This window comes from Vibrio hyugaensis, from assembly GCF_002906655.1.
GTDB classification, from domain to species: domain Bacteria; phylum Pseudomonadota; class Gammaproteobacteria; order Enterobacterales; family Vibrionaceae; genus Vibrio; species Vibrio hyugaensis.
In genome coordinates, this window is the sequence record NZ_CP025795.1 from 1,236,618 (window position 1) to 1,250,379 (window position 13,762).

Consider the following 13,762-nt stretch of genomic DNA (forward strand, 5'->3'; position numbering starts at 1 on the left):
CCGAGAAAAAATGTTGTTGCACATATTAAATGTCGAATCCCTCGAAGGGTCCGACATTGATCAAATTTCTAAGACTATTGTTTCACATAATTTTTGATCGTCGTTCAATTTTTTTGCTAAATCAGCAACAAACTGCGATTTATCCAAACTTTGAGAAACGGCGACATCAGAGATCAGCGTGTTTTCTTGGTGCAGGCTAACAATGGCAGCACCAACCGCTTCCCCTTCTTTAAAGCCAACATATAACTCAAAGTCTGGGGTCAAAATGATTTGAGTCAGGTACTCAATGATCATTTCTTGGTCGTGCTTATCCGCCCAACGCTGTGACTGAAGGATAGAAAACATCACAGTAAGGCGATGAAAATCAACAAGGAAAATATCGTCTTTGCCTAACGCGTTGTAACTATCGAGTAACCCTGATTTGCCCATAACTTGGTATTCTTGCGTCTCAAGACCACGAAAGTAAGTCGCTCGTCCTTCTAAGCTTTCCTTAGTTGGAAACTCGACCTCCACCAAGTCATGTAGCCATGCATTTTTACGTTGAATACTTTCTAACTGTTGTTCGTTCATTTTATTACCTTCAGAGCTACACGCTATTCATTGGCAGCGAGTAAAGACGGGACTTTGATTAGAAATATAGGCGTCACCCGTTATGGAGCGGTACATTAGCATGAAGCCTCTTACAAACCTAGCTAAACTCCTGAGGGAACGCCAAATTTTGTTTTAACTGCGTACGTCTGATAAATTGATTCGATCAATTTGCCTATTTAAGGGATGAAAAATGAAAAAAAGCTTGCTTGCTTTGGGTTTGGTGACGGTATTAGCTGGATGTAGCGATAACGAAGTTGGGGATGTTTCACTGGGTATGTTCACAATGAAAGACATCAAAATCGGTCATCTTCAAGATGAGGTCGTTACCGGTGTGACTTGTCATATTGCCTCTATTGAAGCAAACCTAAGCTTGTCTGATCCAAGTGACAGCTCCATCTCATGTCGTCAAACGGGTGATATCACACCAGAGATGATCGCAAAAATTGACAAGAGTAAATCGGGCGAGGTGGTCTTTAAGAAGTCAAAAAGTATCTTCTTCAAAACCATGAAAGTACGTCGTATCTACGATCCAGAAAACCAAACATTGCTTTACTTGTCTTACACGACCAAAGAAACGGAAGGCAGCTTCAAACACAGCCTGTCTACTGTCCCTCTTTATGGAACAAAAGCGTACGTAGAACCGACGGTAAATCCAACAAATTAAGTCTAAATTGTTTGTAAAAACAGCAGCCCGTTGAATTTTTCAGCGGGCAAATTTCTTTGCAATAAAACGGAACGATTTTCAAAATTTTGTGATACAATCCCGCCTCTTTTTTTCTCACTCAAGAACAAGCATGAAGTTTCCTGGTCAGCGAAAATCTAAACACTACTTCCCAACTCACGCTCGAGATCCATTAGTAAACCAAATTCGACAAGCACCTAAATTGTACCGCCCAACGGTTGTCGGTGTTGGTCAAACCATCGTAGATATCGAAGCGCGTGTAGATGATGCGTTTTTAGAAAAATACAACCTAAGTAAAGGTCACTCTCTCGTTCTTGAAGAGAGTAAAGCTGATGCACTGTACGAAGAGCTCGTTGAACAAGGCCTGATTACGCACCAATACCCTGGTGACACAATCGGCAACACGCTTCACAACTACTCGGTACTTGCAGACAGTAAATCCGTACTTCTTGGTGTGATGTCTAAAAACATCCAAGTAGGTTCATTCGCATACCGCTACTTATGCCGCACCTCTTCTCGTATGAACTTGAACCACCTACAAACCGTAGATGGTCCGATTGGTCGCTGTTACACACTGATCACTCAAGATGGTGAACGTACGTTCGCAATCAATGAAGGTCATATGAACAAGCTCTCTCCAGAGAGCATCCCGGAAGAAGTATTTACCAAAGCTTCTGCTCTTGTGGTTTCTTCTTACCTAATGCGGGGTAAAGAAGAAGACCAGATGCCGCAAGCCGTTCAACGCGCTATCGAGTTTGCAAAGAAACACGAAGTCCCTGTGGTACTGACTTTAGGCACTAAATACGTTATCGAAGGTAACGCTAAATGGTGGCAAGAGTACATTCGCGAGAACGTATCAGTTGTCGCAATGAATGAGGAAGAAGGAGCAGCGTTAACAGGTGAGAATGATCCGCTTGCTGCTGCAAACAAAGCTCTGGAATGGGTGGACCTTGTTCTTTGCACTGCTGGTCCAGATGGCCTTTACATGGCTGGCTACACGGATGAAAAAGTGAAGCGTGAAACCACTCACGATATTCTTGAAGGCTCAATTGAAGACTTCAACAAGTTTGAGTTTAGCCGTGCAATGCGTAAAGACGACTGCCAAAATCCAATGAAAGTGTACTCTCATATTGGTCCATACCTTGGCGGCCCACTTGAGATTAAAAACACGAATGGTGCTGGCGACGCTGCGCTCTCTGCACTGTTGCACGACATGGCAGCTAACTCATTTCACAATAAAGAAGTGCCAAACTCAGAGAAACACGAAGTACGTTGCCTAACCTACTCTTCTCTATCGCAAATTTGTAAATACGCAAACCGCGTAAGCTACGAAGTACTGACACAGCACTCACCTCGTCTATCACGTGCGCTACCAGAGCGCGAAGATAGTCTAGAAGAGACCTACTGGGATCGATAAGAACCAAGTACTTAGAGCAATAAATATGCGAAGGTCACCATTTGGTGGCCTTTTTGTTTTGATCTAGCGCAGTAATTAGTGGTTTTTGTTATGATGTAGCACGCTAAGGCGCACGAACTGCTTTACACCTTATTTTTTACCAGTATTATTCTCGCGCAAACGTTTGCGCAACAACAAGGCCGCAGCTCAGATGGCTAATGTTGCTCGCTACGTGTTAGCCATTTTTTTGGAGTATCCATGCAGTCTGATATTGAAATTTGCCGAAACACACCGTTATCTTCCATCGCTACCGTTGCCGCAAACGCAGGCCTTTTACCGCACGAATTTGATACACACGGAAAATATAAAGCCAAAGTTCACCCCCAGTGCCTTCAACGCCTTCATACAAATCAAGACGGTAAATTGGTATTGGTTACAGCAATCACGCCCACCCCTCTTGGTGAAGGTAAAACAGTCACCACTATTGGTTTATCGCAAGGCCTTTCCAAGATTAACCAATCGGTCATGGCATGCATTCGCCAACCTTCAATGGGGCCAGTCTTTGGAGTCAAAGGTGGTGCAGCTGGCGGTGGTTACTCTCAAGTCGCCCCTATGGACGAACTAAATCTTCATCTCACAGGCGATATTCATGCTGTTACCGCAGCACACAACCTTGCTTCTGCAGCATTGGATGCACGTCTTTACCATGAACAACGAGAAGGCTATGAGGCATTTGAAGCACGAACGGGTTTAACTGCGCTTAAAATCGACGTTGAGCGTATCACGTGGAAACGTGTTATGGACCATAACGATCGCGCACTGCGTATGGTGAAAATTGGTCTGAACGAAGAAGGTAAAACCATTAACGGTTTTGAGCGTGATGAAGGGTTTGATATCTCTGCCGCTTCCGAGCTGATGGCGATACTCGCGCTTGCAAAAGATTTAAACGACTTACGCCAGCGTATAGGTCGGATTGTTGTCGCTTACAACTTAGAAGGCAAACCGATTACAACGGAAGACCTACAAGTCGCAGGAGCTATGGCTGTCACATTAAAAGACACCATTGCCCCAACACTCATGCAAACGTTGGAAGGTGTACCTACGTTAATTCACGCTGGCCCTTTTGCCAACATAGCCCATGGCAATTCCTCTATCATTGCCGATCAAATTGCACTAAAACTTTCTAGTTACGTTGTCACTGAAGCAGGTTTTGGTTCTGATATGGGTTTCGAGAAAGCATGCAATATTAAAGCTTCGGCTGCGAATCGAGCCCCGGACTGTGTGGTGATCGTAGCAACACTCCGGGGCTTAAAAGCCAATTCGGGTCATTATGATCTTCGCCCAGGCATGGCGATTCCGGATTCAATCTTTAACCCTGACCAAGCCGCATTGGAAGCAGGATTTGAAAACCTAAAATGGCATATTAACAATGTCCACAAATATGGTATTCCTGCGGTCGTCGCCATTAACCAATTCCCTCAAGATTCGTTAGAAGAACTTAGTGAGTTGAAATCATTGGTTAAGCGTTTCAATCCGGATGTAAAAGTGGCCGTGAGCACGGCATTTGGCCAAGGGGGTGAAGGCACGATTGAGTTGGCGCAACATGTTGTTGAAGCCTGTGAGCAACCCTCATCATTCCGTCCCCTTTACACGCCAGAACAGCCCCTAAAAGAAAAATTGATGGTAGTGTGTGAAGCGGGTTATGGGGCGTCAACCATCGACATGAGCGAGCAAGCCAAGAAACAATTAGCACACTTTGAAGCACTCGGCTTTGATAACCTAGCGGTCTGTATTGCTAAGACACCATTGTCGATCACAACCGACTCTGCCATTAAAGCGGCACCAAGTGGCTTCAGCGTGCCAATTCGAGAACTGCGTTTGTGCGCAGGGGCTGGCTTTGTTTACGCGCTTTCAGGTAATGTTATGACCATGCCAGGCTTACCAGATAAACCAGCATTTATGAATTTGGACCTTGATGATCAAGGCAATATTATCGGCCTTTCTTAAGGTATGCGAATTTAAAAATATAATGGGAGTGTTCAACACTCCTATTTTTCCATTTATTCCTCTTAATCCTCTGTTTTTAAATAGCTTTACAGTGTAAACCAACACCAAGGTACTACTTCCACACCTCCCTTTCACCAATATAGTGCACGGTATATTCCTTAACTCCCTAATATAGTGCAACCAACCTTCCATTTTGTTCAAAGCGCATTGATTCTATTAGAAAAATTCTGTGGCTCGAATCTTGTAATGCGTTATGTAGCATTACATAACGTCAAATATAAGCACGCGAGCAGTTGGCTAACTCCTCAGGCTTATCGCTGCTTCAGGACACGAAGAACAAGGGAAAGGGAATATTATGCAAGATGCACTCGCCGTAATTTTAGCTGGAGGAATGGGGTCTCGACTCAGTCCATTGACCGATGATAGGGCAAAGCCTGCGGTCCCCTTTGGAGGAAAATACCGAATCATCGACTTTACGCTAACTAATTGTCTTCATTCAGGTTTAAGAAAGATATTAGTTCTCACTCAATACAAATCCCATTCATTACAAAAACACTTAAGAGATGGGTGGTCCGTTTTTAATCCCGAACTTGGTGAGTACATTACCGCTGTCCCACCCCAAATGCGCAAAGGTGGTGCATGGTACGAAGGCACTGCGGACGCTATTTACCACAACATGTGGCTTCTCGACCGTAATGATGCCAAGTACGTCGTCGTTCTATCCGGCGACCATATCTATCGAATGGACTACGCGGCAATGCTCGAAGAGCATAAATCGAACGGAGCAAAACTAACTGTAGCTTGTATGGATGTTCCTGTAGAAGAAGCAACCGCTTTTGGTGTGATGGGAACAAATGAAAGTGGTTTGGTGCAGTCTTTCATCGAGAAACCAGAAAGCCCACCTACTCTGCCTGATGATCCGACACAGAGTCTCGCATCGATGGGAATTTACATCTTCAATATGGATGTATTGCAAGAGGCTCTCGAACAAGACTCGCAACTCGAAGAGTCGAGCCACGATTTTGGTAAAGATATCATTCCTAAGCTCATTGATACCGAGTCGGTTTACGCGTACAAATTTTGTGGCAGCAAAGGCCGGGTTGACAAAGACTGCTATTGGCGCGATGTGGGTACGATTGACTCTTTCTATGAAGCAAATATGGATTTGTTAGAACCCGTTCCACCGATGAACTTGTACCAACCCAATTGGGCCATTCGAACCTATGAAGCCCAATTTCCACCAGCACGAACCGTTTCTTCTGCTACTGGCAATGAGGGTATTTTCATTAACTCAATCATTGCTAATGGCGTCATAAACTCTGGTGGCTCTGTTCAGCATTCTGTTATTGCATCTAACGTGCGTATTCAAGACAGCGCAACGGTCGTGGACAGCATTATTTTTGATGATGTTGAAGTAGGCGAAGGCTGCCAACTCGTGAACTGTATTATCGATAAACATGTTTGCATCCCACCACACACTCAAATCGGTATGAACAAGATCGAGGATGCAAAGCGATTCCACGTATCGGAAAAAGGCATCGTGGTTATCCCTGAGGGGTATGAATTCTAACTGACTCGCCATTGGTAACACTATTAATCTCCCATAATAAAAAGCGCGCGATTTACATCGCGCGCTTCCCCATAACCGATTAAAACGGATTAGATGTTACATACTGTCGCCCAGCTACCATCGCTACCTGGCTCAGATGCTGTCCACCAATTTGCTTGGTACACCACACCATTGTGAATCACTTTATCACCTTGGTTTGCGTGGCTTGGGTTACCTTGCCAATCTGTTTGTGGAAGATCTGGGTAAGTAACTAGACCCGCAGTGTCACAAGTACCCGGCTCAGTACCACCACCGCCAGTGCCAGAGTTTAGGTCACCAATTGGTAGGTCTGGTTGCTCGAACTTAAACGCGAACTCTTTACCGCCAGAAATCACCGTGTAATTAGCAGGGCCAGAGATTGGTAGGTAGTAAACCATATCAAGCTCGTAAGTGCCGCCCGCTGGTAGATCTTTCCATGCTGGTAGAGAGAAGGATACGCGGTGCATTACGCCATCCAAACCGCCGATGTTGTTTGCACGAGTATGACCAGAAGCAATCACACTTAGACCGCCGCCAGACTGATCTTTCGCATTATCTGGTGCAGATACAGGAATATCGAACTGGAATTCTGTACCACCAGGGATAGCTTGACCAGTGTTGTTTGTGAACGTGATCTTAGGGTTAATTGGGTAGTTCTGGTCACCAACTTTGAAACCACCGACACTGACTGCAATATCTACAGCTTCCGTTGGGAGAGCACCTGTCGCGATCTTGTTACCGTAAGGCGTTGCAGACTTAAACTTGTCGTAAATCGCTTTAGTCATAGTGTTACCCATGTGGTACTCACCATTGCCCGCCGCACAAGCCTGTTCTGTAGCATCGATTGCAGTACGGTTGCCATTTGCGTCTAGTACATAACAGTTGTAGTCACCTGCCAGTTCCCAGAACATAATGCCACCGATTTCTTTGTCGATAACGTAGTCCGCTTTCACTTGTACAGACGCTTTATCTTCTGTCGATAGGAAAACGCTCTTCTCAGCATTCCATAGCCATGGTGCAACCGCAACATCATCATAGTGACGAGTGTAAGAACCAACAAACTTGTCCGTTGGATCGTTCACAGGGTCTAGGCCGTAAGCTTGAGCGTAAGAACCCCAAATACCTTTCTCTAGGTTCTTCGCATGCCACATTGGGTTTGAACCTGCACCCATTTCGTTGCCTTTAGGGTCAGTGTCATGCCACATGTTATCGATACCGATAGCGCCGTGACCACAATTGTTCTTCTCACCCTCACCAGTGCCAGGAGCACATTCAGATTGGTTAGGAAGTGCTGCTCGGCCCCATAGGCCATTATCACCACCTGTTACACCTTGCCAACCACGAGTGTAGTAAGGAACACCGATGTTAATTCGACCTGCTGGCATAGAACCACGGAAGTAGTGATACGCCCAGTCAGTATTCAAGTAGCCGATACCACCGTATGCCGCCGTGCCGTATACGTTCCACTGTGCCAACTCAGAATCTTTACCAGTGTCGTACAAGGCAGCGTTGTGACCAACGTGATCATTCCAAGCACCGTGCAAGTCGTAGGTCATGATGTTTACGTAATCGAGGTACTTAGTAACGTCGAACGTTTCCATACCACGCAGTAAGTAACCAGAAGAAGGCGCCGCGATTGTTAGCATGTAGTGGATGCCGTCTTGCGAAGAAGCCGCATCTAATTTCTCACGTAGAACTTTCATCAGCTCTTGGTAAGATGCCCATAAGTAAGCACGACGTGGTTCCATGAAGTCTTTATCGTAAGGGTTACCAGCACCCGCCATTGACGTTGGGTACTCGTAGTCGATATCTAGACCATCAAACTTGTAGGTACGCATCATTTCAACGGCAGACGTTGCAAACTTCTCGATACCAGCATGGTTGATAGAGCCATCAGCATTGGTCGTCATGGTGTAGAAACCACCGTCAGCAACACGATTACCATCAGCACCGAAGTGACCGCCGGTTTCAGCCCAACCACCAATTGAAATTAGCGTCTTAACATCGTGTTTTTGCTTATAAGTTGCAAGTGCGCCGAAGTGACCTTTAAAGCCCAGTGCTGGGTCAACTTCAACACCTGGCCATGTTTTACCTGTTGCTGGGTTAGTTGGATCTGTTACATCGCCCACATTCACTTTACCGTCTGAGCCAATGCTCACGAACGCGTAATTAATGTGTGTTAGCTGATCCCAAGGAATGTCTTTCACTAAGTATGCAGCTTGCGGGTCATCCCCACTACGCCAGCTTGTGAAGTAACCGATAACACGACGCGGGTGATCTGTACCCATTAGTTCACGACCATCTTCATCGTAAATAGTACAGTAAGGAACGTCGACACCTGCCGTTTGATACAGACCATCTGGACGACAGTTTGAAGTAGCCGCACCGCCATTAATCACTAACGATACAAGAGAAGAGTCTGTTGTCGCACCAGCATCGTCTGTCGCTTTCGCGTAAATTGAGACGTTGCCTGCCGTTGCTGCAGTAAAGTCAACCGAATAAGGAGCAGCAGTTGCTGTACCAATCAGCGTACCTGCTGCGAAGAATTCCACTTTCGCAACCGCACCGTCAGCATCAGCTGCATTTGCAGTCACCGTTACCGTACCACCAAGATCCACAGTCGTTGCAGAGAGCGCTACGTCAACGGTTGGTGCTTCATTACCAGGCTGACCGGCGTTAACAGTAAGGGTTACAGCACTTGCCGCACTCACTGCGTTTTTATCATCGTAAGCTTTCGTTGAGAATTCATGCGCGCCTTCAGTCGCCGTCCATGATGCTGTGAAAGGTGCTGCAGTTGACGTACCCACTAGAGCGCCATCAACAAAGAATTCAACTTTACTGATGGTTCCATCCGTATCTGCCGCATCCGCAGCAAGAGTAACAACATCACCTGCTGTAATTGAAGCCGACGCAGAAGGTGAAGTTAATGAAACTGTCGGAACTTCATTCACTGGTGGGTCAATTGGGCCACCATCACAAGCGCCAAGGTTTTCCCACTCCCCCCATTGACCGGACTGTGCAGGGTTGTTGTTTTGCGTCCAGTAGCGCGCTTTGTATGCGCTGTTTTCGTGTTGAACTTGGTCACCGCCATTGTAAACCTTTGACGAATCCCAAGCCGCTAACGGCGTACAATCAACGGCTGCATAGCTGTTGAAGGCCATTAGACAAGATGCAGTTAACGTACTGAGTGTAAATACACTCTTTACTGCTTTCCCGTTTCTAAGGTGCATATTGCTCTTCCTTAAGTTATTGTTAGTACAATACAAAATACGCTTTAAATACTGCGCATCATTACTTTTGTTTCGACGTAAAATAACTTAAGTACAAGTACAGAGTTTCACACTAAGAATTTATAGATTTTCAGCAACACCTCTCAAGAATCCACTAAAACTTTGCAACGAATGACATCTTATTTTGCACCGATAACTAATTTTATTACTCAAATAAATATATCGATCGCAAATAATTAAAAAACACAAAAAAAGTCCTAATTTTGAAATAAAGATCACTAAGCCTTTGTTGATCTTGGCGTTTCGTTAAAGTGCCGCTTGTACTCACGACTAAACTGAGAAGGACTGCTATAGCCCACTTGTCTCGCGGCGTCATTCACTCTTCTTCCTTCAAGCTGAATCAATTCACGAGCTTTGTTTAAACGCACCTTTTTGATGTATTGCAAAGGCGATTCTAGAGTCACACTTCTAAACGCTTGGTGGAATGCAGAGACACTCATGTTCGCTTCTTCCGCCAAGGTTTGTACATTGAGTTGTTCGTGGTATTCCTGATGAACGCGGTTTAATGCTTTTGCAACCCTCGCATACGACCCCTCTTGATGTGCGAGCTCAAAAAGAACATGGCCGGATTCACTCACCAAAGTACGGTAGACGATCTCTTCTAGAAGCATGTCGCCAAGCATCGCGACTTCAAGATCGTTACACAATGCCTTCATTAGGCGTTTGCACGCATCCAGCATCTGATCGTTCATACGAACCGATTTCAACCCACAACGAGCAGTGTCCTCACAAGTATTACTGAAGTGTTGCGACTCCAGTTTTTTGACCAACTTTTGAAGCATGGCGGGAGAAATATCAATGGAAATACCCAACAAAGGCTCGTCGTTAACAGAAATTGCTTCGCACTCAAGTGGCATAGGCACGCCTACAACCAAATAATCGTCAGGGCCATAACGTACTGGCGTTTGGCCAATATGAATATTCTTGTAACCTTGCCCTAAAACAATAATCCCTGATTGATAAACAAAAGGTTGACGATTATTGCCTTTGCTACTGCGATAAAACCACACACCATCAATGGCGGTTTCTTTAATGCCTTCTAAATCATCTAAACCATATTTAGTCGCGTACTGCTGCATGATCTCAGCAAGTGTCTTCATCTTGTCACTCCAATAGTTATGCACGCACTATACTTGGAGTTCCGATTACAGTTCCAGCACAAGAACGGTATATTTGTAGAAATAGGCAATAAATTTGCAGAAATCGGTCTACTCAGCGCCGTTAACGCATACTAATATGCATGTATTAACCATCCTCACATTGGAAGCAAGAGGTCTAATAATGAACTTTTCATACGTCAACCCTACTCAAATCTTCTTTGGCCAAGGCCAAATTGCCGCAATCAAAGATGCAATCCCTGCAGACCAAAAAGTACTGGTGATCTACGGTGGCGGTTCTATTAAAAAGAACGGCGTGTATGACCAAGTTGCACAAGCACTTGAAGGTCGCGAGTGGCTTGAATTCTCAGGCGTAGAGCCAAACCCAACGAAAGAAACCTTGGATAAAGCGGTAGCGACCGTTAAAGAGCAGAATGTTGATTTTATTCTTGCTGTTGGTGGTGGCTCAGTAATTGATGGTTCTAAATACGTTGCAGCTGCGGCTAAGTACGATGGTGATGGCTGGGACATCATGGTAGGTAAACACCAAGTAACAGAAGCAACACCACTCGCAGCTATTTTGACACTGCCTGCAACAGGTTCCGAGTCAAATATGGGCGCGGTAATCACGAAGAAAGAAACGCAAGATAAATTGGCGTTCTTAGCACCTGTAGTTCAACCGAAGTTTGCAGTTCTTGACCCAGACGTAATGAAGACCCTGCCAGAGCGTCAGCTTATCAACGGTCTTGTGGATGCATGGGTTCACGTTTGTGAGCAATACCTAACATTACCAACAGGCGCAATGGTTCAAGACGGCTATGCAGAAGCGCTACTTAAAAACCTAAAAGTACTCGGCGATCAGTTCGCAGAACGTGATAACGACCAATGGCGTGCGAACCTAATGTGGACAGCAAACCAAGCATTGAACGGCCTTATTGGTAGTGGCGTTCCACAAGACTGGGCGACTCACATGATTGGTCACGAACTAACTGCGCTTTGGCACGTAGACCACGCACGCTCACTAGCGATCATCCAACCATCGCTACTTCGTAACCAAATGCAGTTCAAACGCCCTAAGCTTGAGCAAATGGGTCGTAACGTATTTGGCTTATCAGAAAGTGAAGATTTGGCAGAACGCACGATTCAAGCCATCGAAGCTTTCTATCATCAGCTAGACGTAGCAACTCAACTTGAAGGTTACGGTGATGATCGTGAAGCCGCTATTGACTCAGTAATTGCACAGCTATCAAAGCACGGCATGACCGTTCTTGGCGAGAACCAAGCGATTGACCTAGAAAACAGTCGTAAGATCCTAGATCTCGCCGTAGCATAACGACCTGATCTATCAAATTTCTGCCTTTTTTAACGGTATTGTGTCCGCGCAGACACAATACCGTTTTTTTATGGTAATTTAGCCGCACACTGACAAATCGATATAAATTGAACTTTTCTGCTAAAAAAATAACAAATAGGCGATAGTTCGATGTTGTTATGTAAGCCGATGACCAAAAACAAACCAAGTGCTTACTAGTCGATGTGTCCATTTTTTGCTTGCTCATAAAAATGAGCGTTTAGTCGTCTATTCAAGAGTTAATCGTATGTGGCTGATTGTCGTAGCTTGCGCGCTCATGCATATCATCAGTATCAAGACTGGCCCTAAGTGGTTATTCTTTTTGACCAAACCGTTACCCATCACAGCAATGATTGGGATGCTAATGCTGTCTCCGGCAAGCCACCTCCCCTACACCCACTGGATCATTGGCGGTCTCTCATTGTCACTCATGGGTGACCTAATCTTAATGCACCCAAAAGACAAATTTGTTGCGGGCATTAAACTGTTTTGTCTTGCCCAAATTAGTTACGCTTTGGGCTTCATCAATATGGCAGCATGGCACTTCACACCTTGGTTGCCATTTGCCGTATTTGGCGTAGGCGTCTGTGCCTATTTCTTCTTTAAACCCGATTTGGGGAAAGAAAAGTGGTCGGTAGCTAGCTATATCTTTGTTTTGATGACAATGCTATGGATGGCGATGGAGTACTACGCCAGTGGAAAGACCCAATCATCGGCCTTCGCGGTTCTCGGCAGTTTCATCTTCACTATGTCCGGAGTTGTCCTTGCCTTCGAACGATTTGGCAGTACATCGGTATTTTCGCGCCAAGTGGTGATGACAACCTACTACTCTGCACAGTTTCTTATCACTATGTCTGTCTTCGCAATTGTGATCCGTTTTCTCTAAAACTGACTATATTATTGATTAGTTTTATCACGAGTTATTTGCTCACCAGTTGGACAGTTTATGCTTGATTAACAGGTGCAATACGGTTAATAACTTGTTATTGTAGAAAGAAATTTATTCTAAAAGTTGGCAGCCTTGAAAGAGAAAAATATCGTTGTTGAGTTCAGCGGCGTAAACAAGTGGTATGGTGAATATCACGCCCTCAAAGACATTAATTTTTCAGTACATACCGGTGAAATCGTTGTTGTTTGCGGCCCTTCTGGCTCAGGAAAATCCACGCTAATCCGTTGCATCAACCACTTAGAATCCATCCAAGAAGGTGAGCTCAGCGTCTTCGAACACCCTGCCAATTCTAAAGCACAAAAACCGGGTAAAGTCGGCATGGTATTTCAGCACTTTCACCTGTTTCCACATCTCACGGTGTTAGAAAACCTCACTCTTGCCCCTATCCGCACGCTAAAGCTTTCTAAACAAGAAGCGGAAAAACGTGCAATTCATTATCTCAAGCGCGTTAACATCGAAGAACAAGCCAACAAATACCCAATTCAACTGTCTGGTGGTCAGCAGCAGCGTGTGGCTATCGCACGCTCGCTCTGTATGGAACCAGATTTACTGCTATTTGACGAGCCGACTTCGGCGCTCGATCCTGAAATGATCAACGAAGTGTTGGACGTGATGGTGGAGTTAGCACAAAGTGGCATGACCATGATTTGTGTAACGCACGAAATGGGATTCGCCAAAAAGGTCGCCAATCGAGTGGTCTTTATGGATGAAGGTGAAATCATCGAGATGAACTCCCCTGTGGCACTTTTTGAGACACCGCAGCACCCTCGGACGCAGGCATTCTTAAATCAGATTCTGAGCTACTAAATAC

10 protein-coding genes are annotated in these 13,762 nt (G+C 45.2%); 7 read left to right on the forward strand and 3 right to left on the reverse strand.

Annotation, left to right across the window (positions count from 1 at the left end; translation table 11 throughout):
• Positions 1-60: 60 nt before the first annotated feature.
• Positions 61-570, reverse strand: a complete 510-nt coding sequence (locus C1S74_RS22655; RefSeq protein ID WP_045401910.1) for a hypothetical protein — start codon at positions 568-570, stop codon at positions 61-63.
• 211 nt (positions 571-781) lie between these two features.
• Here C1S74_RS22655 and C1S74_RS22660 point away from each other — a divergent pair, with 211 nt between their 5' ends.
• The 4 genes from C1S74_RS22660 to glgC all read left to right on the forward strand — a co-directional run bounded on the left by C1S74_RS22660 (position 782) and on the right by glgC (position 6,246).
• Positions 782-1,255 carry a CreA family protein gene (locus C1S74_RS22660; RefSeq protein ID WP_038870808.1) on the forward strand — a complete coding sequence of 158 codons (474 nt, stop codon included), beginning with the start codon at positions 782-784 and terminating at the stop codon, positions 1,253-1,255.
• Between the two features lie 130 nt (positions 1,256-1,385).
• Positions 1,386-2,690 (forward strand): inosine/guanosine kinase, encoded by a 1,305-nt coding sequence (locus tag C1S74_RS22665; protein WP_038870810.1) that lies wholly within the window; start codon positions 1,386-1,388, stop codon positions 2,688-2,690.
• A 237-nt stretch (positions 2,691-2,927) separates the two neighbouring features.
• Complete coding sequence (locus C1S74_RS22670) at positions 2,928-4,676, forward strand: formate--tetrahydrofolate ligase (protein WP_045401913.1); 1,749 nt, start codon at positions 2,928-2,930, stop codon at positions 4,674-4,676.
• Positions 4,677-4,989: 313 nt separating this feature from the next.
• A complete protein-coding gene (gene glgC, locus C1S74_RS22675) occupies positions 4,990-6,246 on the forward strand; it encodes a glucose-1-phosphate adenylyltransferase (RefSeq protein ID WP_103415373.1) in 1,257 nt (418 codons plus the stop codon).
• Between the two features lie 89 nt (positions 6,247-6,335).
• Here glgC and C1S74_RS22680 read toward each other — a convergent pair whose 3' ends face one another.
• Complete coding sequence (locus tag C1S74_RS22680; protein WP_045401920.1) at positions 6,336-9,494, reverse strand: chitinase C-terminal domain-containing protein; 3,159 nt, start codon at positions 9,492-9,494, stop codon at positions 6,336-6,338.
• A 278-nt stretch (positions 9,495-9,772) separates the two neighbouring features.
• Positions 9,773-10,654 carry an AraC family transcriptional regulator gene (locus C1S74_RS22685; RefSeq protein ID WP_045401922.1) on the reverse strand — a complete coding sequence of 294 codons (882 nt, stop codon included), beginning with the start codon at positions 10,652-10,654 and terminating at the stop codon, positions 9,773-9,775.
• Between the two features lie 181 nt (positions 10,655-10,835).
• Between C1S74_RS22685 and C1S74_RS22690 the strand changes: the two genes are divergently transcribed.
• The 3 genes from C1S74_RS22690 to C1S74_RS22700 all read left to right on the forward strand — a co-directional run bounded on the left by C1S74_RS22690 (position 10,836) and on the right by C1S74_RS22700 (position 13,758).
• Complete coding sequence (locus tag C1S74_RS22690; protein WP_045401924.1) at positions 10,836-11,984, forward strand: iron-containing alcohol dehydrogenase; 1,149 nt, start codon at positions 10,836-10,838, stop codon at positions 11,982-11,984.
• 265 nt (positions 11,985-12,249) lie between these two features.
• Entirely contained in the window at positions 12,250-12,888 is a 639-nt protein-coding gene (locus C1S74_RS22695; protein ID WP_045401927.1) for a lysoplasmalogenase, read from the forward strand.
• A 135-nt stretch (positions 12,889-13,023) separates the two neighbouring features.
• Complete coding sequence (locus C1S74_RS22700) at positions 13,024-13,758, forward strand: amino acid ABC transporter ATP-binding protein (protein WP_038870914.1); 735 nt, start codon at positions 13,024-13,026, stop codon at positions 13,756-13,758.
• Positions 13,759-13,762: the final 4 nt, after the last annotated feature.

Excerpts from the sequence above, each read along its gene's own strand:
- C1S74_RS22665 (WP_038870810.1), top strand. The coding sequence starts at position 1,386 with ATGAAGTTTCCTGGTCAGCGAAAATCTAAACACTACTTCCCAACTCAC.
- C1S74_RS22670 (WP_045401913.1), top strand. The coding sequence starts at position 2,928 with ATGCAGTCTGATATTGAAATTTGCCGAAACACACCGTTATCTTCCATC.
- C1S74_RS22685 (WP_045401922.1), bottom strand. The coding sequence starts at position 10,654 with ATGAAGACACTTGCTGAGATCATGCAGCAGTACGCGACTAAATATGGT.
- C1S74_RS22655 (WP_045401910.1), bottom strand. The coding sequence starts at position 570 with ATGAACGAACAACAGTTAGAAAGTATTCAACGTAAAAATGCATGGCTA.
- C1S74_RS22690 (WP_045401924.1), top strand. The coding sequence starts at position 10,836 with ATGAACTTTTCATACGTCAACCCTACTCAAATCTTCTTTGGCCAAGGC.
- C1S74_RS22695 (WP_045401927.1), top strand. The coding sequence starts at position 12,250 with ATGTGGCTGATTGTCGTAGCTTGCGCGCTCATGCATATCATCAGTATC.
- C1S74_RS22660 (WP_038870808.1), top strand. The coding sequence starts at position 782 with ATGAAAAAAAGCTTGCTTGCTTTGGGTTTGGTGACGGTATTAGCTGGA.
- C1S74_RS22680 (WP_045401920.1), bottom strand. The coding sequence starts at position 9,494 with ATGCACCTTAGAAACGGGAAAGCAGTAAAGAGTGTATTTACACTCAGT.